Source organism: Enterobacter sp. Taxon_2, assembly GCF_058355295.1.
This window is the reverse complement of record NZ_CM178024.1, coordinates 1,138,190-1,158,324: the sequence shown is the minus strand read 5'-3', so window position 1 is coordinate 1,158,324 and position 20,135 is coordinate 1,138,190. Positions and strand designations below refer to the sequence as shown.

Below are 20,135 nucleotides of genomic sequence, written 5' to 3'. Positions count from 1 at the left end.
AAATATGGTGATCGGGCGGTATACCATAACGCATAGACATGATCCGCGCATGTTCACGTTTGACAAAATCAAAATTGACGGCAGTTTTGTTAAAGATGCCGTCGTTCGGCCGGACTGTGTCGCTGTCGCTGAAGGTGTTGAAACTCAGGAGCAATTTGATCGTATCCTTGAGGAAGGTGTGCAGAGATACAGGGTTATTTTTACGCGCCTCCCGTTCCGTGCGAAAGAGACGTTATTGCCGTGGAAAGGTTAAACAAACTCAGAGCAGGTTCCCCTGCAGCGAATACGGAACATGGCTGCATCTGACTTCCATCCAGAGCTCAAACCCTTTCTTCTGATGGCCAAACTATCATAGAGGTACATCTAATCCCTTATCAAAGGCGATTTTTCAGGGGCGTTTGGGGTTGCAGACATTGTGAAGAGTGCGTGGGAAAAAGACGTCTCCCCAAGGGAGGAGACGTAAAGAATAAAATGCTAAACAACAACGCCATCACAGCGATAGATAATGTGTCGAAAACGGTTAAAACCAACGAAACCGTTTGCGTGGGTTATTTTCTCATAACCGGTCACCCTTAACAGCTACCAGAACGGGTAAAAACGACAGCTTGCATTTCCGTTATCCGGCCGCTGCAATATGTTGAAGCTGGTCTTGTTGCTTAAGCTCGTACTCGATAAATATGCCTGCTGAGGGGGCGAAATGTTCTGGCACTATGGTAGTGGCCGGTGAACTTTAGGCAGCTCGCTTTGAGCACTAAAAAAGTGCGGATAACGACATCCCTCCTCTCCGCACTAATTATTCCAGTGCATACCCACTTATCTGTCTTTTATCCCAAAGATGTGCTCATAGAATAATGGGACAATTAAAATTGAAATTATATTAAAGTTAATTATTTATGTGCAAAAAGACTATTCTTGCTATTGAGCAGTTCTCTGTCTAACGGTTCGATCCGGTTTCTGACGTCATCAATAGTGGCGAACGTCATTCTGTGCCCCCTTAAACTGCTTCGATAGGGCTCGCAGAGCGGAACTGATAAGCCTACTGAGATGAAGATCCGCTATGAGCGACAAGCTGACCGATAACCGGAAGAGAAACATTCTCGGCATTTAATTGATATTAAAGACATTATTCAGAAAGAATCATTGTAGATACCTCCAAATAATCCCACAATCATTTTTCCAATTTTTTGTGGATACTTTGACCCAGACCTAACATAATTTCAATTCCAAATGGTTAAAATTGATATGCGACCGAAACACCCTTATGTTTTATTTTTGTTTAAGGAGTTCCAGACTCTGCGAGTGATAAAACCCAAAATGAACTCGGTCAATTTTTGTCCGAACTGAATAAAGAATCAGACCGTGGCTCTGTTCTTATAGCTGCATCCATTTTCGATGAGTGGTTATCCGAAATCATCCAAGCTCATCTGTTGAATGACAAAGTAGCTAAGGGGCTACTGAATGGTGCAACAGCGCCACTATCATCTTTTGCTGCCAGGACAGGTTTAGCATATGCGTTAGGACTGATAATGGAACATGAATATAAAGAATTAAACACTCTGCGTAGAATTAGAAATGCTTTTGGGCATAGTTGGAATGGTGTTAGCTTCGATACACCCAAAATACAAAATCAATTGGAACAGTTACCTTGGCTTGGCCCCAAAGATGTTCCAAACACTCCCAAAGCAAAATTCATGTTCTTTGTTGCCATACTGCTTGCCGACTTGATGCACCGTAAACAACTAGTGGAAAGAGATAAGGTGACCTCTAAGATATGGGGTCACACTGCGCGCGGAAATTTAGTCGGAAAATCTACAAATTGTTAATCCAGTAAGTTTCTGGGTTATTGAAGACACCTTTTCAAAGCATTGTATGGTGTTCATAGTGTTCTACTCATATAGGTGTCTTGAATTAATATGGCTTTTGAATAAAATAGTATCTTGCGTTTACCTTTTTTAAGACAGCACTCAACTTTGTTTAAAGTGCAGTTAAGCAGACTAGTAAAATGGCTTTGGTTTGTAGATAAAATATTACTTTCCATTTTAAATTTATAGGATTCATAAAAATCATGAACTTTTTACAGCAATTTAAATGCCTTGTATGTGACACGATCATTGATACAAGAATAGGTATGTCAAATCGCGACATACAACCATTTCAATTTGCATGCCCAAAATGCGAGAATAATATATCTTTTACTCTTGGCGAGGGGGAACCAGTATTTAACGGTGCGGAAACTGTAGAAGACAATGACTTCGGCACAACAAATCCATTCATCGATTTGCATTTGGATTTTCCAGTAGGCTTTGGAAAATACGAAAAAGGAAAAACAGCATTCTTAAAAGCAACAAGAGAAATTGGTCATGAAAAATACTTAATGCTGAATGCTCGTTTGGATGGAATGAATTTTATTTATAAACATCGCGATAAATTACAGCGACTTATCACTCAATACAAACAAGAAAATTACAATACTTTCAGTAACCTAATGAAAGAATTACCTACCCTTAAAAAACCACGCTCGCTAAAAATACAAGATATTCTTTCAGCACTGTATACAGCAACATCTACAATGTCTTTTCCATTTACAATACATGCACATAATGCTGAAATTAGTGAAAAAATGCCGCAATTTCTACATTATATTCAGAAAAACCATCCAAAACAGCTAAACAATTTTTTAGATGATATTATTAAAAGTGGATTTCTGAAAAGCTTGCATTTTGATTGTTTAAGCTTATATCCAAAAATGCTCGATTTTGAACTCCCTTCACGCCCAGCGCTTTACTATGATTATGTTGAAAATGTAGATTTATCAATGATTCCTGCTCGAGTTTCTACTGCTGAATTTGATGACTGCAATAATTTCTACAAAGATTTATCTGAAGTATTTTCTAGGCAATTAATTATTGTGGCCGGATTGAATAATTTACTAAACCGCGGAGATCATAACACTTTTGATGATTCAGTAAAATTAAATAAAAAAGGCGAGTTGATAAAAGGATTTTCTAGCCTCAATGAATATGCAAACGTTGATTTAGGAACAAAGACAAGTGGATTGGATAATAGTTTTTACATAGTTGACCTCAATGCCTTAGACAATAAACTTCGAAATGGCATTGCACATTATAAATATGAGTATAGAGAGTCAACTCAGATTATAACCTACTATTACGCCAAGGAAGGAATGGAACGCACAAAATATAACGAACTTAGTTTCATGTCTTTTATGCGGAAGCTTTTGTTATTATTCCGCGAGGTGCACAGCATCAATCACATTATCAAAACATTATTTTTTTATTGTATTTTTATCGCTAAGAAGAAAATTTGAAAAAACAGTACTCCCCCTGTCCATGAGAGAACGGGGGATCTCTTGATTAAGAGTATTTATTGTCATTGTACGTTTCCTTTACTTCTAATTGAAGCAACTTTTACTTAGGGTTGGTACACTCAAGAATCTCCGATGGCGGTGGTAGCGGGCGACAAGCTTTGACAACTCACTCACATCACCAACTGACTGGCTTGCGCCACGTTGCTTGGTACATGATGATGTCAGCTTTGTCCGCTTCTGGCACAAAGCAGACATTCATACTCACATCTATCCCCCTCACTTTTCCCCCACCGCCACGCTCGCCGACAGCCCCGCCACCAGTTCAACCCCCTCCGGCAACCTGTCGATATGAATGCGCACCGGTACGCGCTGTGCCAGCCGCACCCAGCTAAAGGTAGGCTCGACGTCGGGCAGACCCAGCCCTCCCGTCTCGTCGTTGCTGTCCCCAATCCCATGCCCGATGCTCTCAACGTGCCCCGTGATGACCGGCTCGTATCCCATCAGCACAACCTGCGCGGCATCCCCAACGCGAATATGGCGCAGCTTGGTCTCTTCAAAGTACCCCACCACCCAGAAGCTGTGGGCATCGACGATGGCGACCTTTGTCTCTCCCGCCGTCGCGTAGTCTCCGGGCCGCAGCCGCAGGTGTGTAACGTACCCCGAAACCGGCGCACGGACGGTGGCGTGCGCCAGATTAAGCTCAGCCAGATCCAGCGCGGCCAGCGCGCCGTGATAATTGGCCGCCGCGACGTTCGCCGCGCTGCCGGTTTGCTGCAAATCCTCGCTGGAGATGGCGTTTTTAATCAGCGTGCGGCGATGGGCCGCGTCCTGGCGCATCAGCATCTCATGGCGTTTCGACTCCACATCAGCCTGCGCGCTTGCCACCGCCAGCTTGAGCCAGCGCGGATCGATGGTGTAAAGCACATCCCCCCGGTTCACCCACTGGTTATCCCGGACGGCCACGCTGATGACGGGCCCGGAGACGTCCGGCGCAATCTGCACCACATCCGCACGCACGCGCCCGTCGCGGGTCCACGGCGTTTCTGCGTAGTGTTTCCACATCATAAACGCCAGAAGCGTAGCCGCCGCGACGACGCTCAACGTCAGCGCATACCGAGCCAGTAAAGAGAGCAGTGATTTCATGACAATAACCCCAACGCGGTCAGACCCTGCATCAGCAGGAAAAAGGTGACAATCCAGGTTGAAACATCCATCAGCGGGCGAAACGGCAAGCGCCGGTAGCCCCTGCTAAGAGAGAAAAGCGCGACGAGGCTTAGCGTGCAGACCAGCGCCGCGAGGGCGACCGTCAGCAGCCCCGGGATAAAAACCCCGCCGATATTAAGATCGTTAACCATAGTCAGGTCCCCCTAGTGCACAGTGCAGATCCACCAGCCTGAAGATAAACTGGCGCGTATGTTCATCTGCCGCAGGCAGATGGCGCTCGATAAGGGTGACGATGCGTTCCCGTAAGGCGTCACGGTCTGCGTCGTTTATTCGATGAAAAAGTGCGTCAACCTCCCTGCCGGGCGGTGCGTCACTGCGGCGTAAATGCATGACCGACAACCCCAGACGCAGCGCGTGTAACAGCCGATCGAGCGCCTGCTCTGGCGCGCGCTCGCTGCGCTGCAGTCGCGGCAGCAACAGGGCGGTTCGGTCCATCATCAGGTTGATCCAGTGCGTTTCGTCAACCCGCAGCGTGCCCTTCACGCTGCGGCGAATGTCGCGCTGACAGAGGTTCAGCAGACGCGTGATGGCACCATCCGCCTGCACGGTTTGCAGCAGGCTCATGCTGATAACGGCAAAGCCGGTCGCGGCAAATAGCGCGATGGCGGTGTTGGCCGCAACGGCGAAGTCTCCGCTGTAGTGCGCCCCCAGCTCGCACAGAATGGGCAGCGTCAGGGTGATGCCCATCGCCATAAACGTGGTCGGTGGACGCGCCTGAAGCGACCCGGCCAGAAGATACGCAGGAGCCAGCACCGCCACCAGCACCGGGAAATCGCTCACCAGCGGCAGCAGCGCAAAGCTGTAGAACAGGCTAATCACCACGCCCCAGAACGAGCCAATGATGTATTTCACAATGTGGGGGGCCGGGGTGTCGAAGCTGCCAAACAGCGTGCAGCAGACCCCCAGGATAGACACCGCCGTACCGCCATCCGGCCATGCTGAGAAGATCCAGACCAGACAGCCGCTCAGGATAATAGCGAAAGCCCCCAGCGCCGTGCGGGCCGCGGTAAGAGGATCGCGGTGAAAAACGTAGCCTTTAGCCGCGCGGGTTTGCACCTCCCCAAAGACGGGTTTGGCGTGGAGGATGGCCCCGGAAAGGCGCTCGCACTGCTGCAGAAGAGCGATAGCCTCCGCGAGGTAGCGGATAAAACTGACCAGCCGCGCGTCGTCAAACGTCTGCGCCTGCGCGGCATACCGATCGATGAGAAGCGCACAGCGGAGCCGCAGCGCCTCTGCCGTACTGCTGAGGCTAGCGCCTTCACCGGCCACCCAGGCCTGAACATCCTCCAGCAAGGCCTGCACGTCGGCGGGCAGGGTTCCAGGCGTTGGCATGCGGTCGTGTAGTTCACAGTTTACGATAACGAGCCGCGCCAGCCGGTCATGAATCGCTTTTCTGGCCTGCCGCACCGGGGCGGAGAGGGCAAAATCGTACGGGATATGGTGGCTTATACCCTGCAGGAACTGCAGCGCCAGGGCCAGATGCAGCGGGCCGGAAGCCGCATCGGGCTTGCCCGCTAAGGTATCCGCCACCCGCTCGCGCGTGGCCTGTAGCGTCTGGGATAATTTAGCGTTGAACAGCCCTGATACCCGCGCGGGCAGCACGTAGCGGTGAATCAGTGCCGCGCAGAAAATCCCAATCGCGATCTCCTGCACGCGGACAATGGCGACGTTAAAGATGCAGCCGGGATCGGATACCGCGGGAAAACCAATCAGGCTCGCGGTGTAGCCCGCCAGCACAAAAGCATAGGCCCGGGGCGTGCGCTCCAGCAGGGAGAGCCACAGGCAGAATACGATCCAGCCCGTCAGCACCACGCTGCACAGGATCGGCGTATTCGCGAAGGTGGGCACAATCAGAACGGTCGCGCTGGCCCCGACAACCGTACCGGCCAGTCGGTAGAGGCTTCTGCTGAGCGATGCCCCGACCGACGTCTGCGACACGATGTAAACCGTAATAATCGCCCATGAGGGGCGTTCGAGGCCGATAGACAGCGCGAGGTAATAAGCGAGCATCGCCGCGGCGAAACTCTTCGCGGCGTAGATCAGCGCCCCCGCGTCGTTTTGCAGCGCGGCGGGCAGGCGCACGGGATAAGAGAAGACGTTTTTCATGCCGGAATTATTACCGGCTTGCAGACCCGCTTAAATACTCTATTCTGTCAAAAAATACCTAAATGTTGCCAGAATCGTGAAGCCTCAATCTGCTACTACGCTGTATGATCCCGACTCTACCGTCAGCCCGGCGGTAGCGCGTCATCTGGACTTCGTGGACTACGCCGCGGAAGTGCCGGTGCATAACCATCGGAAAGGACAGCTGATTATTGCCCGGTACGGTGCGGTCAGCTGTTACGCGGAGAATGACATCTGGATCGTGCCGCCAGACTGCGCCGTCTGGATCCCTGGGGGGATCCCGCACAGCGCCAAAGCGACCTGGAACGCGCATCTCAACTATCTGTTTATTGAGCCCGGCGCGGCGGCGCTGCCGGAGAGATGCTGCACGCTGGCGATCTCGCCGCTGATCAAGGAGCTGGTCGATCGCCTAACCCGCGAGGGCGTTGATTATCCGCCCGACGGCCATGTCGCCAGGCTAATCAGGGTCACGCTTGATGAGCTTGCCAGCATGCCGCAGCAGAAGCTGAGCCTGCCGGTCTCAACCGACCCGAAAATTCGCGCCATGGCCGACGCGCTGGTCAGCCGCCCTGAGGACCGAAGCACCCTTAAGGAGTGGGCGAAACGGCTTGCCCTCAGCGAGCGTTCGTTTGCACGCCTGATGCAGCGCGAGACCGGGCTGAGCTTCGGGCGATGGCGCCAGCAGCTGCACTTGATTATTGCCCTACGGGAGCTGGCAAGCGGCGTGCCGGTCCAGAACGTGGCGACAACGCTCGGGTACGAATCCGTGAACGCGTTTATCACCATGTTCCGAAAAGCGATGGGCAGCACGCCCGCCCATTACTTTGCCGAACGGAAAAACAGCGGCCGTTAACCCGGCCCCTCGCTCCCCGCCGCCAGCAGCGGCACCACCACGTCGCTGATGGGTACCGCAATGCCGTGTTTGCGGCCGTAGCGCTGGATCACGCCGTTGCGGATGTCCCACTCCATCGGGCGATCCGCCTGACGGTCAGCCAGAATAGACGTACCCAGGTCCTCAGGCGCACGCTGAAAGTTCGCCAGGATCTCCTGCGCCACGTCATCGTTCAGCTTCGCCCCTTCGGCGCGGGCGACGGTAAGCCCCTCGCGCAGGTAGGCCAGCGAAAGTTCGCTGATATCCTCGCGCCTGAACATCCCGGCGCGGCGGTTGGCCAGCACCATCAGCCCGGCGACCGCGTTTTGCAGCAGCTTGCGCCAGGCGACGGTGGCGAAATCTGCCGAGAGTGCAACTTCACAGCGCGTACCGCGAAGCGCCTCCACCACCCGCTGCGCCTGCGGCATGTCCGGCAGCGTCAGGCGCGGCTTCGCCCGCAGCCAGACGGAGGCATCCGGCTCGCGCTGCGCCTGCGGCATGTCCGGCAGCGTCAGGCGCGGCTTCGCCCGCAGCCAGACGGAGGCATCCGGCTCGCGCTGCGCCGGGAACCAGACCACCGACGGCAGCACCGTTGCGCCACTGACCAAAGGCTCAAGTTGAGCCTTCTGCTCTACGCCATTTTGCAGGGCGCAGACCACCGTATTTTCATCGCACAGCGCGCGCAGCCACCCGGCGCTGTCGGCGTTTTGCGTCGTTTTCACCGCGATAAAAACGAGGTCAACGGGACGCGCGATGGCTGTCGGATCGGTTAATACCGGACCGGGCACCACCGTTTCACCCTCATCGTGACGCAGGCGTAACGCCGCGTGTGCGGTCCGTCCGCAGAGCAGCGGCGTGCGGCCAGCGTCATGCAGTACTGCGGCAATGGTGGTGCCAATCGCACCGGGTCCTATCAGCGCAATGGTTGGATAGTCAGACATGAGTCACTCCCCTTTTGCTAAGCCTGCTATCAGTTATACCACCCTGAGACGAGTGCGCCACACCCGTTGTCTATACTCAACATTCACAGACAACGGAGTGCGCCATGCCTTTACCCGATTTCAAATCCTCTGAACCGTTCACCCTTGGCATCGAGCTCGAACTGCAGGTGGTTAACCCGCCGGGCTACGATCTGAGCCAGGACTCCTCCGCGCTCATCGCCGCCGTCAAAGACGACATCAAAGGCGGTGAGGTCAAACACGACATCACCGAAAGCATGCTCGAAATCGCCACCGGCGTGTGTCAGACCATCGATCAGGCGGCGGCACAATTCTCAGTGATGCAGCAGAGCATCCTGCGCGCGGCGGCGGAGCAGCATATCCAGATCTGCGGCGGCGGGACGCACCCGTTCCAGAAATGGCAGCGCCAGGAGGTGTGCGACGACGAGCGCTATAACGTCACGCTGGAGCGCTTTGGCTATCTGATTTTGCAGGCAACGGTATTCGGCCAGCATGTGCATGTCGGGTGCCGGACCGGGGATGACGCGATTTACCTGCTGCACGGCCTGTCGCGCTTCGTGCCGCATTTTATCGCCCTGGCGGCCGCCTCGCCGTATATGCAGGGCACCGACACGAAGTTCTCCTCGTCGCGGCTCAACATCTTTTCAGGGTTCCCGGATAACGGCCAGATGCCGTGGGTCAACAGCTGGCAGGAGTTCGAGGGGCTGTTCCGCCGCCTGAGTTCCACCAGCATGATCGACAGCATCAAGGATCTGCACTGGGATATTCGCCCCAGCCCGCATTTTGGCACCGTGGAGGTGCGGGTGATGGATACGCCGCTGACGCTCGGCCACGCGATTAACATCGCTGGGCTGATCCAGGCGACGTCCCACTGGCTGCTGACCACGCGGCCTTATAAGCATCAGGAAAAAGATTTTCTGCTGTACCGCTTTAACCGTTTTCAGGCGTGTCGCTACGGGCTGGAGGGGATCCTGACGGACGTGCACACCGGCGAGCACAAAACCGTGGCGGAAGATATCGCCTGGCTACTGGAGCAGGTTGCGCCGTCGGCCGAGAAGCTTGGCGCGACGAGCGCAATTAATGAAATTGCCCTGCTGTTAAAGCAGGGCAAGAGCGAGGCGCAGCGCATGCGGGAGTTTATCGCCGACGGCGGCTCGCTGATTTCTCTGGTGCAGAAGCACTGCGAGCTGTGGGCGACGAGTCCGTAAGGCCGTGGCCCCACTCGCGCAGGCGCTGGAACAGCACGAACAGCGCCGGGATGAACAGGATCCCCACCACGGTCGCCACCAGCATGCCGCTGAACACCGTGGTGCCGATGATGCGGCGGCTCTGGGCACCTGCCCCGGTCGCCAGCATCATGGGCAGAACGCCGATAATGAACGACACGGCGGTCATCATCACCGCCCGGAAACGGCGCGAGGCCCCTTCCCGCGCGGCATCGACAATCGCCATTCCGTCCATACGCCGCGCGCGGGCGAACTCGACGATAAGAATCGCGTTCTTGGCCGCTAACGCGATCAGCAATACCAGACCAATCTGCACGTACACGTCGTTGGCGTATCCGGCCATCCACAGCCAGACCAGCGCCCCGCCGATGGCGAACAGCACCGAGAGCATCACGCTCGCCGGGAGCGTCCAGCTCTCGTACTGGGCGACGAGGAACAGCCACGCCATCACCACCGCCGCCAGCACGATCCAGATCGCCTGATTGCCGGTCTGCTGCTCCTGGTACGACATGCCGCTCCAGGCGTAGTCGTATCCGGCCGGCAGGCTCTCCGCCAGAATCTCACCCATCACCGCCATCGCGGTGCTGCTGCTCACCCCAGCCGCTGCCGAGCCGCTCACCGACACCGACGGGAACTGGTTGTACTGCTGCAGGAACGGCGCGCCGACGGTTGGCGTGATGGTGACGAGGTTGCTCAGGCGCACCCGCTCGCCGCTGTTGCTGCGCACGAACAGCTCGCCGATCTGCTCCGCACGCTCGCGCCACTGCATCTCGTTCTGCATCACCACGTGGTAGACGCGGTTGTTAATGCTGAAATCCCCGGCGCGCGTGCCGCCAAAGGCGGTTTGCAGGCTGCTGAAGATGCGCGATACCGGCACGTCGAGACGCGCGGCGCGCTCGCGGTCAACGGTCAGCGTCAGCTGCGGCACGTTGCTGCTCCAGGTGGTGAACACGCGGCTCAGCTGCGGATGCTGGTTGGCTTTCGCCAGCACCTCGCGGGTGACGCGCTCCAGCTCCGCCGGGCTCTGCCCCGCCTGAGCCTGGATGCGCAGGTCAAAGCCGGAGGCGTTGCCCAGCCCCGGCAGCGTCGGCGGCGCGAAGGTCATGATGGTCGCTTCCGGCAGGGCCAGCAGTTGGCGCTGCAGGGTGCCCATCACCTCCTCCAGCGGCGGACGCTCGCTCCAGTCCTTCAGCATGATGGAGATAAACCCACCGTTGGAGGCGCTGGTGCCGTTGAGGATGTTAAATCCGGAGACCTGAATAACGTCCTCCACCGCCGGATTTTCGGCGATCAGCTCCCGCGCGGTGGTCATCACCGCTTCGGTGCGCTCCAGCGAAGCCGCTTCCGGCAGCTGAACGCTGGCGAAGAAGTAGCCCTGGTCCTCCTGTGGCAGGAAGCCTTTTGGCATCGACATAAAGCTGAACAGCACGACTGCCGCCGCGCCTGCGGTGGCCAGCAGCGCCAGCCACGGACGCAGGTTTAAGACATGCACGAGGCGGGTGTAGAAACCGCGCGTGGCATCCAGCCCGCGGTTGAAGACGCGATAAACGGCCGCCGGTTTCTCCGGGCGCGGACGCAGCAGCATCGCGCACAGCGCGGGTGTCAGGGTCAGCGCCACCAGGCTTGAGAGCGTCACGGCGGTGGAGAGCGTCACCGCGAACTGGCGGTAGAGTTCGCCGACAATGCCCGGCAGCAGCGCCACCGGCACAAATACCGCCAGCAGCACCAGCGTCGTCGCGATGACAGGCCCGGCGATCTGGCGCAGCGCCAGCGCGGTCGCCGCCGTGCGGCTCTGCCCTTCCGCCATCAGCGTTTCGACGCTCTCCACCACCACGATGGCGTCATCCACCACCATGGTCAGCGCCAGAATAATGGCGAACAGGCTCAGCGTGTTGGCGGAGTAGCCGAGCGTATAGAGCACCGCAAAGGTGCCCACCAGCGACACCGGAATGGCGAGGGCGACAATCAGCGTCGCGCGCCAGCTCTGCAGGAACAGGGAAACGACCACCACCACCGCCAGCATCGTCAGCGCCAGCGAGACGCCGATCTCTTTAATGGTCGCGGCGACAAAAGAGGTGGTGTCGAATTTCACCTCGTAGACCAGGTCATCCGGGAAGCGCGTCGAGAGGCGCTCCAGCTCCGCGCGCACCGCGTCGGCCACGCGCAGGGCGTTGGCGGACGGCGTCGGGTAGATACCGAGGTAGGCGGAATCGTGCCCGTTCAGCTGCGCGCCGGAGCTGTAGCTGCGCGAGCCGAGCTCGATGGTGGCGACGTCCTTCAGGCGCACCAGTTGGCCCATCTCCCCCGCGCGGATGATGATGTCGGCAAACTCGTCGGCCTGGCTTAAGCGCCCCAGCCCGTTGATGGTCAGGGTCTGCTGCTGGCCGTTAAACACCGGCGGCGTGCCCACCTGACCCGCCGCGCCCTGCACGTTCTGCTCGCGCAGCGCCTGCGCCACGTCGTCGGTGGTGACGTTCAGGGCGTTCATACGGTCCGGGCGCAGCCAGATGCGCATGCTGTAGTCGCGCGCGCCAAACATCTGCACCTGCCCCACGCCGGGCAGACGCGACAGCGCCTCGCGCACCTGGGTGCTGGCGTAGTTGCTGACGAACAGCGGCGTGTGGGTATTATTCGGTGAGTAAAGACTTACCCCCATCATCAGGTTGGTGGCCCGCTTGCGCACCTGCACGCCGTTTTGCTGCGCCTCGGTGGGCAGCTGCGCCACGGCCTGCGCCACGCGGTTCTGCACGTCGATGGCGGCGAGGTCCGGATCGGTGCCCGCCGCAAAAGTGATGTTCAGGCTGTACGTGCCTTCGTCCGAACTGGTGGACTCCATGTAGAGCATATGATCCACGCCGTTCAGCTGCGTCTCTAGCGGCGTGGCGATGGCCTCCGCCACGTCAGCGGAGCTGGCACCCGGCCAACTGGCAGAGACGTTCACCACCGGCGGCGTGATCTGCGGATACTGCTCCACCGGGATAATCTTCAGCGCAATGGCCCCCAGCAGGGTGATGACCAGCGCAATCACCATCGCGAAGCGCGGGCGTTTGATGAAAAACGTCAGCATGATGGCTCCTTAATTCAGTATCTGGACGGCAGCGCCGGGCTGCACGCGATGCGCGCCGTCAGTAATCGCTCGCTCACCGGGCTTCACGCCGGATGAAATCTGGAACTGCTGGCCAATCTGTCCGGCGACCTTCAGCGGGCGCATTTCGGCGTTGCCGTCGGCGTTAACCACCCAGGCAAAGAACCCGTCGCCGTTCTGCTGGACCGCGGCGGCAGGCAGGGTCAGCACCGGCTGCTCGCTTGCCGGTCGCAGGGTCACGTTTACGTTGCCTCCGGGCAGGAGCTGATGGCGCGGATTGGCAAACTCGGCGCGCAGCATCACGCTGGCGGTGCGCGGGTCGATGCGATTGTCCACGGAGGTCAGCTCACCGCTGACGCGCTGGCCGTTGCTGTCAATTAATGCCTGCCAGGCCTGCTTCATGGCGCTGATATCCGCATGCTGTCCGGCTTTGGTCGCAAACGCCCCCTCTTCCAGCGCAAAGGCGATGCGGATCGGATCGAGCTGCACGACCTCCACCAAAACGCCGCTCGCCGGGTTGACCAGGCTACCCACGTGGAAGCTGCTGTGCCCCACGCGGCCGTCAATCGGCGAGGTGATGCGGGTGTAGTTCAGGGTGACGCTGCGGGTGTCGAGGCGGGCTTTGGCCTGCTCCAGCGCGGCGCTCGCCACGTCCCGCTGCATGCGGGCATTGTCCACGTCGTGACGGCTGATGGCGTTGCTGCTGCCCAGGCTTTCAAAGCGGGAAAGCTGCTGCTGCGCCTGACGCAGCGTGGCTTCGGCGCTTTTCACTTCGGCCTGCGCCAGGCGCAGGGCGGCGCGCGGCTCGGCGTCGTCCAGCTCAAACAGCACGTCGCCTTTTTTCACGTACTGCCCGTCGCGGAAGTGGATTTGGGTAATCACGCCTTCCGTGCGGGCGCGCAGCTCAACGGTGTGGATGGCTTCGATGCGGCCCGGGATCTGGCGCTCGGCGGCATGGGCGGTCTGCTCCACGGTGGCGAAGCGAACGGGAATGGCGGCGAATGCGGGTTGCAGGGTGCAGGCGAGGAGCGCGAACAGGAGTGGGAATTTCATGGGAGTACCTCAGGGTTGTTGCCCTCACCCCGGCCCTCTCCCACAGGGAGAGGGAGGTCAGAGTCCCCTCTCCCCGTGGGAGAGGGTTAGGGTGAGGGCAAAAGGTTATGCAGCCTTACGGAACCTGCGGGTCAGTCGCTTCTCGATTTCGACGACGAAGAACATCACGCCTGCAACGGCCAGGGTCACAAACCAGTAGCGCAGCGGCAGGGCTTCGGTGCCGAACAGCATCTGCATAAACGGCAGGTAGATAATCGCCGCCTGGAGCAGGAACAGCACGCCCGTCACCAGCCAGATCCCTTTGTTCGCCAGCAGGCCGCGGTTCAGGGAGAACCCTTCGGTGTTGCGGCAGTTAATCATGTACACCCACTGGGCGCAGACCAGCATCTGCAGCAGCACGGTGCGGATGAACTCCGCGCTGTGGCCGCGCGGGGCCAGCCAGGCCTCCAGCGCAAAGGCGGCAATGGCAATCATGGTGCCGACGAAGGCCACGCGCCAGACGGCGTAGGCGTCCATCACGTGCTGCCCGGTCTGACGCGGCGGACGGCGCATGATGTTGCGCTCGGCGGCCTCAAAGGCCAGGCCGAAGGAGAGCGTGGCGGAGGTAGCCATGTTCATCCACAGAATCAGCACCGGCGTCAGCGGAATGATGTTTCCCGCCAGCAGCGCAATCACAATCAGCAGCCCCTGCGCCAGGTTGGTCGGCATGATGAACAGGATGGTCTTCTTCAGGTTGTCGTAAACGCGACGCCCCTCTTTCACCGCGCTGGCGATGGTGGCGAAGTTATCGTCCGTCAGGACCATATCCGCCGCCTCTTTGGTCACTTCCGTGCCCTTGATGCCCATCGCGATGCCCACGTCAGCCTGACGCAGCGCCGGGGCATCGTTCACGCCGTCACCGGTCATGCCGACGATTTCACCTTTGTCCTGCAGCGCTTTCACCAGGCGCAGCTTATGCTCCGGGCTGGTACGGGCGAAGATGTCATACTTCACCGCGGCGTCCGCCAGCGCGGCGTCGTCCATCTTCTCCAGCTCGTAGCCAGTGACCGCCTGCTCGCTGTTGGTGATTCCCAGCATCTGACCAATGCTCATCGCCGTCTGCGGGTGATCCCCGGTGATCATCTTCACGCGGATCCCCGCCTGCTGGCAGGCGTTAATCGCGTCAATCGCTTCCGGACGCGGCGGATCCATCATCCCGGCGATGCCAAGGAAGATCAGGCCGTGGCTCAGGTCATCGTGCGTTAGCTCCTGCTCGCCGTTCGCCGGCCTGAACGCCGCGGCGACCATGCGCAGCCCCTGACGCGCATAGCGCTCCATCTCGCTTTCCCAGTACGTGCGGTTGAAGGCTTCCGCACCGTGACGGGTCTGCTGCTGCGCACAGAGGGCGAAAATGACGTCCGGCGCGCCGGTGATCAGGATCTGCTCCTCACCGCCAATCTGGTAGTGGGTGCTCATGTACTTGTACTGCGAGTCGAACGGGATCTTGTTAACCAGCGTGGTCATCACCGGCTCAAGGCTGGCTTTCGCCGCCAGCACCTTCAGCGCGCCCTCGGTCGGCCCACCGGTGATGCCCCACAGCCCGCGATCGTCCTGAATCAGCTGGCTGTCGTTACACAGGTCGATGGTGCGCAGGTACTGCTCCAGCACGGTGCCCGGCTGGATCTGCACCGGCTCGTCGCTGCCTTCCAGGTATATGTTGCCCTCCGGCTCGTAGCTGTTACCGTCCACACGGTAGCAGGCGTCGGCGGTGATGATGGCTTTAGCCGTCATCTCATTCATGGTCAGGGTGCCGGTTTTATCCGAGCACACCACGGTCATCGCGCCCAGGGTTTCAACCGTCGGCAGCTTGCGGATAATCGCCCGCTTGCGCGCCATCGCCTGCACGCCCAGGGAGAGGATGATGGAGATAATTGCCGGCAGACCTTCCGGTACGGAGGCGACCGCCAGGCTAATCAGGGAGAGCAGCAGCTCGCCCATCGGGATCTCGCGGAACGCCAGGCTGAAGACAAACAGCGCGGCCATCATCGCCAGAATAATCGCGAAGATCGCTTTACCCAGCTTGTCCATCTGCACCAGCAGCGGTGTGCGGTGCTTTTCGATACCCGCCATCATCTGGTTGATGTGGCCGAGTTCCGTATCCTGACCGGTCGCGGTGACCACACCGACGCCGCCGCCCGCGCTGACTGTCGTCCCGGAGAAGACCATGTTGGTACGATCGCCCAGCGGTAATTCACCGCTCAGCGGATTAACGTGTTTATCCACCACGGTGGATTCACCGGTCAGAATCGCTTCTTCCACGCGTAAATTATGCGCTTCAATTAAACGCATATCCGCCGGAATACGATCCCCCGCGCGTAATACAATAATATCGCCCGGGACTATTTCAGTTGTGGGGATTGTTTCATGGTTACCGTTACGAATAACGCGCGCCTCGCTGGCGAGCATATTACGAATACTCTTCAGGGATTTTTCCGCGTTGCTTTCCTGAATATGGCCAATTAAGGCATTGATTACCGCCACGCCCAAAATAACCAGCGTATCCACCCAGTGGCCCATTACTGCCGTTAATACGGCGGCGGCCAGCAGGACATAAATCAGCACATCATTAAAATGGGCCAGGAAACGCAGCCAGGCGGGTTTGCCTTTTTTCTCCGGCAGCGCGTTCGGCCCTGATTTTTGCAGACGCGCCTGCGCCTCCGCACGATCCAGACCGCTGGCCTGGCTCTGCGCGTGTGCAAGCACCTGCTCTGCGGTCTGCTGGTATGCCAGCCCGCCGGAAGGCGGCATGTTTGGGGACAATTTTTTTTCGCTCATGGTATTTTTCCTTCAATATCCGGTGAACTGAAGCCTGAATTCCTTTCGGGCTTAAATAAATTCATTTTAAAGTCTTGCGGGTAAAATTGATCTACCGCAATATAATGGCTTCTCGGTTATTCAAAACTGATTAAAACTATTTCGATGAGCTGATTTTTACAAAATATTTCTAAACCAATACTAAACGAGGGGGAACCATGTGGGGTATTTATCGCGGGCGCAGACTGGTGTTATACGTTATCGCGGCCATTGTTATTGCCACGTTAATTGGTTATAGCACCTATACATTTGTAAAATTATTTTCCTGATGCGGACGTTTATTTACATAACGCGATATTAATATAAACGCCGGGTCGTATGTTGTTATTAATTCGCAGTAATAATGTCTTTGTTTTATTCAAAAAGGCCAGCGGGGCTGATATTGCTTTACGTTACAGAATGCCGGACAATGACATTTTTAACTGACGATTAACATTACGATGAAACACCCGTTAGAATCGCTGCTTACGGCGGGGGGCATTTTATTGCTGGCCCTGCTTTCGTGCCTGCTGCTCCCTGCGCCTTCGCTTGGGCTGGTGTTGGCGCAAAAGCTGGTTCAGACCTTTCACATGGTCGATCTTAACCAGCTCTACACCATTCTGTTCTGCGTGTGGTTTTTACTGCTCGGGGCGATTGAATTCTTCGTGCTGCGTTTCGTCTGGCGACGCTGGTTTTCACTCGCGTCCTGAGCCCATAAAAAAGCCGGGTGGCGGCTACGCCTTACCCGGCCTACACGCGACAGATTAATGTGTCTGGCTATGGTTCTCTTTACGGTACGCACCCGGCGGCTGGTTGAACGTACGGGTGAAGATACGGGTAAACGTCTGCTGCGAGTCAAACCCGTAGCGCAGGCAGATGTCGTACACCCGGGCGTCGGATTCTCGCAGATCGCGCGCCGCCAGCAGCAGCTTACGTTCACGGATATAACGTCCCAGGCTCTCCCCTTTGTACTGCATAAACAGCCGCTGCAGGTGCCACTTCGAGTAACCCGCGTGGCGGGCAATCTCTTCTATACGTAATGGCTGATGCAGATTGTCGTCGATCCATTCGACGATAGTGTCGATGACTTGAGCGGAAATGGTCATACTGCTGTCCCCCTCTGCTTCTCGCTTAAACATTATTCCCACCACGCACGAAAGGTTTGTGCGCTGTCGCTTACCCTGACGGGCTCGCCCAGTTCCGGCGTCAGCAGCCGATAATTTTTATCCTTGCTGGCTTTTGCCAGCTGGATCAGCGGATCGTTCCAGGCGTGTTTCGCCAGCACGAAGCGTCCGTTATGCCCGGGCACCACGGCTTTCGCGTTGAGATCCGCCGAGGCCTGCGCCGTTTCCTCCGGCAGCATGTGGATGTACTTCCAGTCCTGGTCGTACTGGCCGTTTTCCATAATGGCTAAATCCACCTCGCCAAACTGCTCTCCGATAGCCTTAAAGTGCGGGCCGTAACCGGAATCCCCGCTGTAATAAATCTTCTGATCTGGCGTGACGAACATAAAGCTGCCCCACAGGGTGCGATCGCGTTTAATGCCGCGCCCGGAGAAGTGACGTGCTGGCAGAACATGCACCGTCAATTCATCGCTGATGCGTACCGACTGGTTCCAGTCGCGCTCGTCAATAATCTCGGGCTTCATTCCCCAGTAGCGCAGGTGGGATCCCACGCCCAGCGGCGTCACCACGCGCTTCACCTTCGGCAGTAGCGCCCTGATGGTGGCGTAATCCAGATGATCGTAGTGATCGTGCGAGATAATCAGCAGGTCGATCGCCGGCATGCGTTCAGCGCGCCACGGATACTCGCCGGCAAAGGCCTTATTGAGGAACGAGAACGGCGCGGCATAGTTGCCAAGAACCGGGTCAATCAGGATGCGTTTGCCCGCGAGCTGCAGGTACCACGAGGAGTGACCGAGCCACACCAGGGTGTCCTGCTCCAGCGGCAGGCTCGCAAGATCGGTTTTCACCAGCGGAAGCGGCCGGGCCGGGCGGGCGTTTTCGGTTTTTTTGGTCAGAAATTCCCACATCGCGACCAGCATGTTTTTGTCACCGTTATAACCCGGCGTCGGCAACGTATTGTGGAATTTCCCCTCGCGATACTGAGGGGAGGCCTCCACTTCAGTGAGCTGCTCACCCTGCGGCGGCTGGCCGAATCCGGCATTCAGAACAAACGGTAAACTCGCGGCTGAAGCAATAATCATGATTAACACCACGCAGATGAAGAGAGGTTTTTTCATATCCTGACCCGAAAACGCGCCCCATCCGATAGCGTGCGCAGGGTAAACTTGATTATGAGTGAGTAAGCACTCATTATAGATATGATGATAAAGTCGTCAAGACGTTTTCGATCTTTGACATTCCGCGTTGCAGCGTGTCAAAGCACGTGTTTCAATCAGGGTTTTAACCATTGACAGGGGGAACAATTTAGTGGCACGTCCGAAGAGTGAAGATAAAAAACAGGCCTTACTGGAAGCCGCAACGGCGGCGTTTGCACAGTCAGGTATTGCCGCCTCAACGGCGCTCATTGCCCGTAAGGCGGGCGTCGCCGAAGGTACCCTGTTCCGCTACTTTGCTACGAAAGACGATCTGCTGAATGCCCTCTATGTGCATCTAAAGCAGGATCTCTGCCAGACCATGCTGGCGAACCTCGATCGCACCATCACGCTGCCTAAAGAACATACCCGCAATATCTGGAACAGCTATGTGGACTGGGGTATACGTAACCCCGTTTCTCATGCGGCGATCCGCCAGATTGGCGTCAGTGAAAAGCTGAGCGTCGAAACGGAACAGGCGGTGAAAGATATGTTCCCGGAACTCCATGAGCTGTGCCGCCGCTCGGTGCGCCCGGTGTTTATGTCGGATGAATTTAAAACGTTTGGCGATGCACTTTTCTTATCGCTGGCTGAAAGCACGATGGAATTTGCCACCCGCGATCCGTCCCGCGCCGTTGATTTTAAAGCGCTCGGCTTTGAGGTGATGTGGCGCGGGCTTGCGTATGAGGACGCCAATGGAGAGTAAAGCCTTACAGGAGCACGCTATGCATGTGGCCCTGGAACTGCCGTTCACCGAACACTGCTGGCCGTTCGGGCCGGAGTTTGACGTCTTCAAAGTGGGCGGAAAAATTTTCATGATTGTGGCCGTCGCGCACGGGCGGCCGCACGTCAGCCTGAAGTCAGACCCGGAGAAATCACTGTTAAACCAGCAGATCTACCGCGGGGTAGAACCCGGCTACCATCTGAGTAAAAAGCACTGGATTTCCCTTTACGGCACTGACGACGTGACGCCGGAACTGGTTACCGACCTCATTAATGACTCCTGGCATCTGGTGGTGGATAAGCTGCCGAAAAAAGACCAGAAGTGGATCCGGCCAGTCTGATTGTTCGTCTGAGACGAACAGATTAAGCGCTCGAATTGCACTTATCTTTTGC

17 protein-coding genes are annotated in these 20,135 nt (G+C 57.0%); 8 read left to right on the top strand and 9 right to left on the bottom strand.

All coding sequences use genetic code 11. The annotated features are described in order from the left end of the window. Positions 1 to 49: 49 nt before the first annotated feature. From AC4IC4_RS05345 to AC4IC4_RS05335, 3 genes are all read left to right on the top strand, one after another. Positions 50 to 253, top strand: coding sequence for a hypothetical protein (locus tag AC4IC4_RS05345; protein ID WP_491472294.1), 204 nt, complete (start codon positions 50 to 52; stop codon positions 251 to 253). A 1,078-nt stretch (positions 254 to 1,331) separates the two neighbouring features. Beyond that, positions 1,332 to 1,823 (top strand): MltR family transcriptional regulator, encoded by a 492-nt coding sequence (locus AC4IC4_RS05340; protein ID WP_491472293.1) that lies wholly within the window; start codon positions 1,332 to 1,334, stop codon positions 1,821 to 1,823. Between the two features lie 242 nt (positions 1,824 to 2,065). Further along, positions 2,066 to 3,328, top strand: a complete 1,263-nt coding sequence (locus AC4IC4_RS05335) for a hypothetical protein (protein WP_491472292.1) — start codon at positions 2,066 to 2,068, stop codon at positions 3,326 to 3,328. Positions 3,329 to 3,604: 276 nt separating this feature from the next. On the opposite strand, the gene AC4IC4_RS05330 is transcribed toward AC4IC4_RS05335, so the two are convergent. Genes AC4IC4_RS05330 through AC4IC4_RS05320 form a run of 3 tightly spaced genes read right to left on the bottom strand, consistent with a single transcriptional unit; the run spans position 3,605 to position 6,658 of the window. Then, positions 3,605 to 4,471, bottom strand: coding sequence for an efflux RND transporter periplasmic adaptor subunit (locus tag AC4IC4_RS05330; protein WP_491472291.1), 867 nt, complete (start codon positions 4,469 to 4,471; stop codon positions 3,605 to 3,607). Beyond that, positions 4,468 to 4,683: a DUF1656 domain-containing protein gene (locus AC4IC4_RS05325; RefSeq protein ID WP_024906912.1), complete on the bottom strand. Its 216-nt coding sequence runs from the start codon at positions 4,681 to 4,683 to the stop codon at positions 4,468 to 4,470. Before AC4IC4_RS05325 ends, AC4IC4_RS05330 begins: the two co-directional genes overlap by 4 nt. Then, positions 4,676 to 6,658 (bottom strand): FUSC family protein, encoded by a 1,983-nt coding sequence (locus tag AC4IC4_RS05320; RefSeq protein WP_491472290.1) that lies wholly within the window; start codon positions 6,656 to 6,658, stop codon positions 4,676 to 4,678. The genes AC4IC4_RS05325 and AC4IC4_RS05320 overlap by 8 nt, the downstream gene beginning before the upstream one ends. 76 nt (positions 6,659 to 6,734) lie before the next feature. Between AC4IC4_RS05320 and AC4IC4_RS05315 the strand changes: the two genes are divergently transcribed. After that, positions 6,735 to 7,529, top strand: coding sequence for an AraC family transcriptional regulator (locus AC4IC4_RS05315; protein ID WP_491472289.1), 795 nt, complete (start codon positions 6,735 to 6,737; stop codon positions 7,527 to 7,529). On the opposite strand, the gene AC4IC4_RS05310 is transcribed toward AC4IC4_RS05315, so the two are convergent. Continuing rightward, positions 7,526 to 8,488, bottom strand: a complete 963-nt coding sequence (locus AC4IC4_RS05310) for a 2-dehydropantoate 2-reductase (protein WP_491472288.1) — start codon at positions 8,486 to 8,488, stop codon at positions 7,526 to 7,528. The two genes, AC4IC4_RS05315 and AC4IC4_RS05310, sit on opposite strands and share 4 nt — an antisense overlap. A gap of 104 nt (positions 8,489 to 8,592) precedes the next feature. Between AC4IC4_RS05310 and AC4IC4_RS05305 the strand changes: the two genes are divergently transcribed. Continuing rightward, a complete protein-coding gene (locus AC4IC4_RS05305; protein WP_024906908.1) occupies positions 8,593 to 9,714 on the top strand; it encodes a YbdK family carboxylate-amine ligase in 1,122 nt (373 codons plus the stop codon). On the opposite strand, the gene AC4IC4_RS05300 is transcribed toward AC4IC4_RS05305, so the two are convergent. The 3 genes from AC4IC4_RS05300 to AC4IC4_RS05290 all read right to left on the bottom strand — a co-directional run bounded on the left by AC4IC4_RS05300 (position 9,644) and on the right by AC4IC4_RS05290 (position 16,684). After that, a complete protein-coding gene (locus AC4IC4_RS05300; protein ID WP_491472287.1) occupies positions 9,644 to 12,799 on the bottom strand; it encodes an efflux RND transporter permease subunit in 3,156 nt (1,051 codons plus the stop codon). The two genes, AC4IC4_RS05305 and AC4IC4_RS05300, sit on opposite strands and share 71 nt — an antisense overlap. A gap of 9 nt (positions 12,800 to 12,808) precedes the next feature. Next, positions 12,809 to 13,870 carry an efflux RND transporter periplasmic adaptor subunit gene (locus AC4IC4_RS05295; protein WP_491472286.1) on the bottom strand — a complete coding sequence of 354 codons (1,062 nt, stop codon included), beginning with the start codon at positions 13,868 to 13,870 and terminating at the stop codon, positions 12,809 to 12,811. A 105-nt stretch (positions 13,871 to 13,975) separates the two neighbouring features. Beyond that, entirely contained in the window at positions 13,976 to 16,684 is a 2,709-nt protein-coding gene (locus AC4IC4_RS05290) for a cation-transporting P-type ATPase (protein WP_491472285.1), read from the bottom strand. Between the two features lie 479 nt (positions 16,685 to 17,163). Between AC4IC4_RS05290 and AC4IC4_RS05285 the strand changes: the two genes are divergently transcribed. Continuing rightward, positions 17,164 to 17,412 (top strand): DUF1158 domain-containing protein, encoded by a 249-nt coding sequence (locus AC4IC4_RS05285; protein ID WP_013097677.1) that lies wholly within the window; start codon positions 17,164 to 17,166, stop codon positions 17,410 to 17,412. A 54-nt stretch (positions 17,413 to 17,466) separates the two neighbouring features. Here AC4IC4_RS05285 and AC4IC4_RS05280 read toward each other — a convergent pair whose 3' ends face one another. Then, a complete protein-coding gene (locus AC4IC4_RS05280) occupies positions 17,467 to 17,808 on the bottom strand; it encodes a RamA family antibiotic efflux transcriptional regulator (RefSeq protein ID WP_010428317.1) in 342 nt (113 codons plus the stop codon). A 32-nt stretch (positions 17,809 to 17,840) separates the two neighbouring features. Then, positions 17,841 to 18,944 carry an MBL fold metallo-hydrolase gene (locus AC4IC4_RS05275; protein WP_491472284.1) on the bottom strand — a complete coding sequence of 368 codons (1,104 nt, stop codon included), beginning with the start codon at positions 18,942 to 18,944 and terminating at the stop codon, positions 17,841 to 17,843. Positions 18,945 to 19,134: 190 nt separating this feature from the next. On the opposite strand from AC4IC4_RS05275, the gene AC4IC4_RS05270 reads away from it, so the two are divergent. Together AC4IC4_RS05270 and AC4IC4_RS05265 are read left to right on the top strand one after the other, a co-directional pair. Then, positions 19,135 to 19,725 carry a TetR/AcrR family transcriptional regulator gene (locus AC4IC4_RS05270; protein ID WP_024906903.1) on the top strand — a complete coding sequence of 197 codons (591 nt, stop codon included), beginning with the start codon at positions 19,135 to 19,137 and terminating at the stop codon, positions 19,723 to 19,725. Continuing rightward, positions 19,715 to 20,083: an MmcQ/YjbR family DNA-binding protein gene (locus tag AC4IC4_RS05265; RefSeq protein ID WP_491472283.1), complete on the top strand. Its 369-nt coding sequence runs from the start codon at positions 19,715 to 19,717 to the stop codon at positions 20,081 to 20,083. Before AC4IC4_RS05270 ends, AC4IC4_RS05265 begins: the two co-directional genes overlap by 11 nt. The last annotated feature ends 52 nt before the right edge of the window (positions 20,084 to 20,135 follow it).

Coding starts and splice junctions, on each gene's coding strand:
- AC4IC4_RS05320 (WP_491472290.1), bottom strand. CDS start 6,658: ATGAAAAACGTCTTCTCTTATCCCGTGCGCCTGCCCGCCGCGCTGCAA.
- AC4IC4_RS05265 (WP_491472283.1), top strand. CDS start 19,715: ATGGAGAGTAAAGCCTTACAGGAGCACGCTATGCATGTGGCCCTGGAA.
- AC4IC4_RS05335 (WP_491472292.1), top strand. CDS start 2,066: ATGAACTTTTTACAGCAATTTAAATGCCTTGTATGTGACACGATCATT.
- AC4IC4_RS05325 (WP_024906912.1), bottom strand. CDS start 4,683: ATGGTTAACGATCTTAATATCGGCGGGGTTTTTATCCCGGGGCTGCTG.
- AC4IC4_RS05275 (WP_491472284.1), bottom strand. CDS start 18,944: ATGAAAAAACCTCTCTTCATCTGCGTGGTGTTAATCATGATTATTGCT.
- AC4IC4_RS05330 (WP_491472291.1), bottom strand. CDS start 4,471: ATGAAATCACTGCTCTCTTTACTGGCTCGGTATGCGCTGACGTTGAGC.
- AC4IC4_RS05305 (WP_024906908.1), top strand. CDS start 8,593: ATGCCTTTACCCGATTTCAAATCCTCTGAACCGTTCACCCTTGGCATC.
- AC4IC4_RS05280 (WP_010428317.1), bottom strand. CDS start 17,808: ATGACCATTTCCGCTCAAGTCATCGACACTATCGTCGAATGGATCGAC.
- AC4IC4_RS05290 (WP_491472285.1), bottom strand. CDS start 16,684: ATGAGCGAAAAAAAATTGTCCCCAAACATGCCGCCTTCCGGCGGGCTG.
- AC4IC4_RS05345 (WP_491472294.1), top strand. CDS start 50: ATGTTCACGTTTGACAAAATCAAAATTGACGGCAGTTTTGTTAAAGAT.
- AC4IC4_RS05310 (WP_491472288.1), bottom strand. CDS start 8,488: ATGTCTGACTATCCAACCATTGCGCTGATAGGACCCGGTGCGATTGGC.
- AC4IC4_RS05300 (WP_491472287.1), bottom strand. CDS start 12,799: ATGCTGACGTTTTTCATCAAACGCCCGCGCTTCGCGATGGTGATTGCG.
- AC4IC4_RS05285 (WP_013097677.1), top strand. CDS start 17,164: ATGAAACACCCGTTAGAATCGCTGCTTACGGCGGGGGGCATTTTATTG.
- AC4IC4_RS05295 (WP_491472286.1), bottom strand. CDS start 13,870: ATGAAATTCCCACTCCTGTTCGCGCTCCTCGCCTGCACCCTGCAACCC.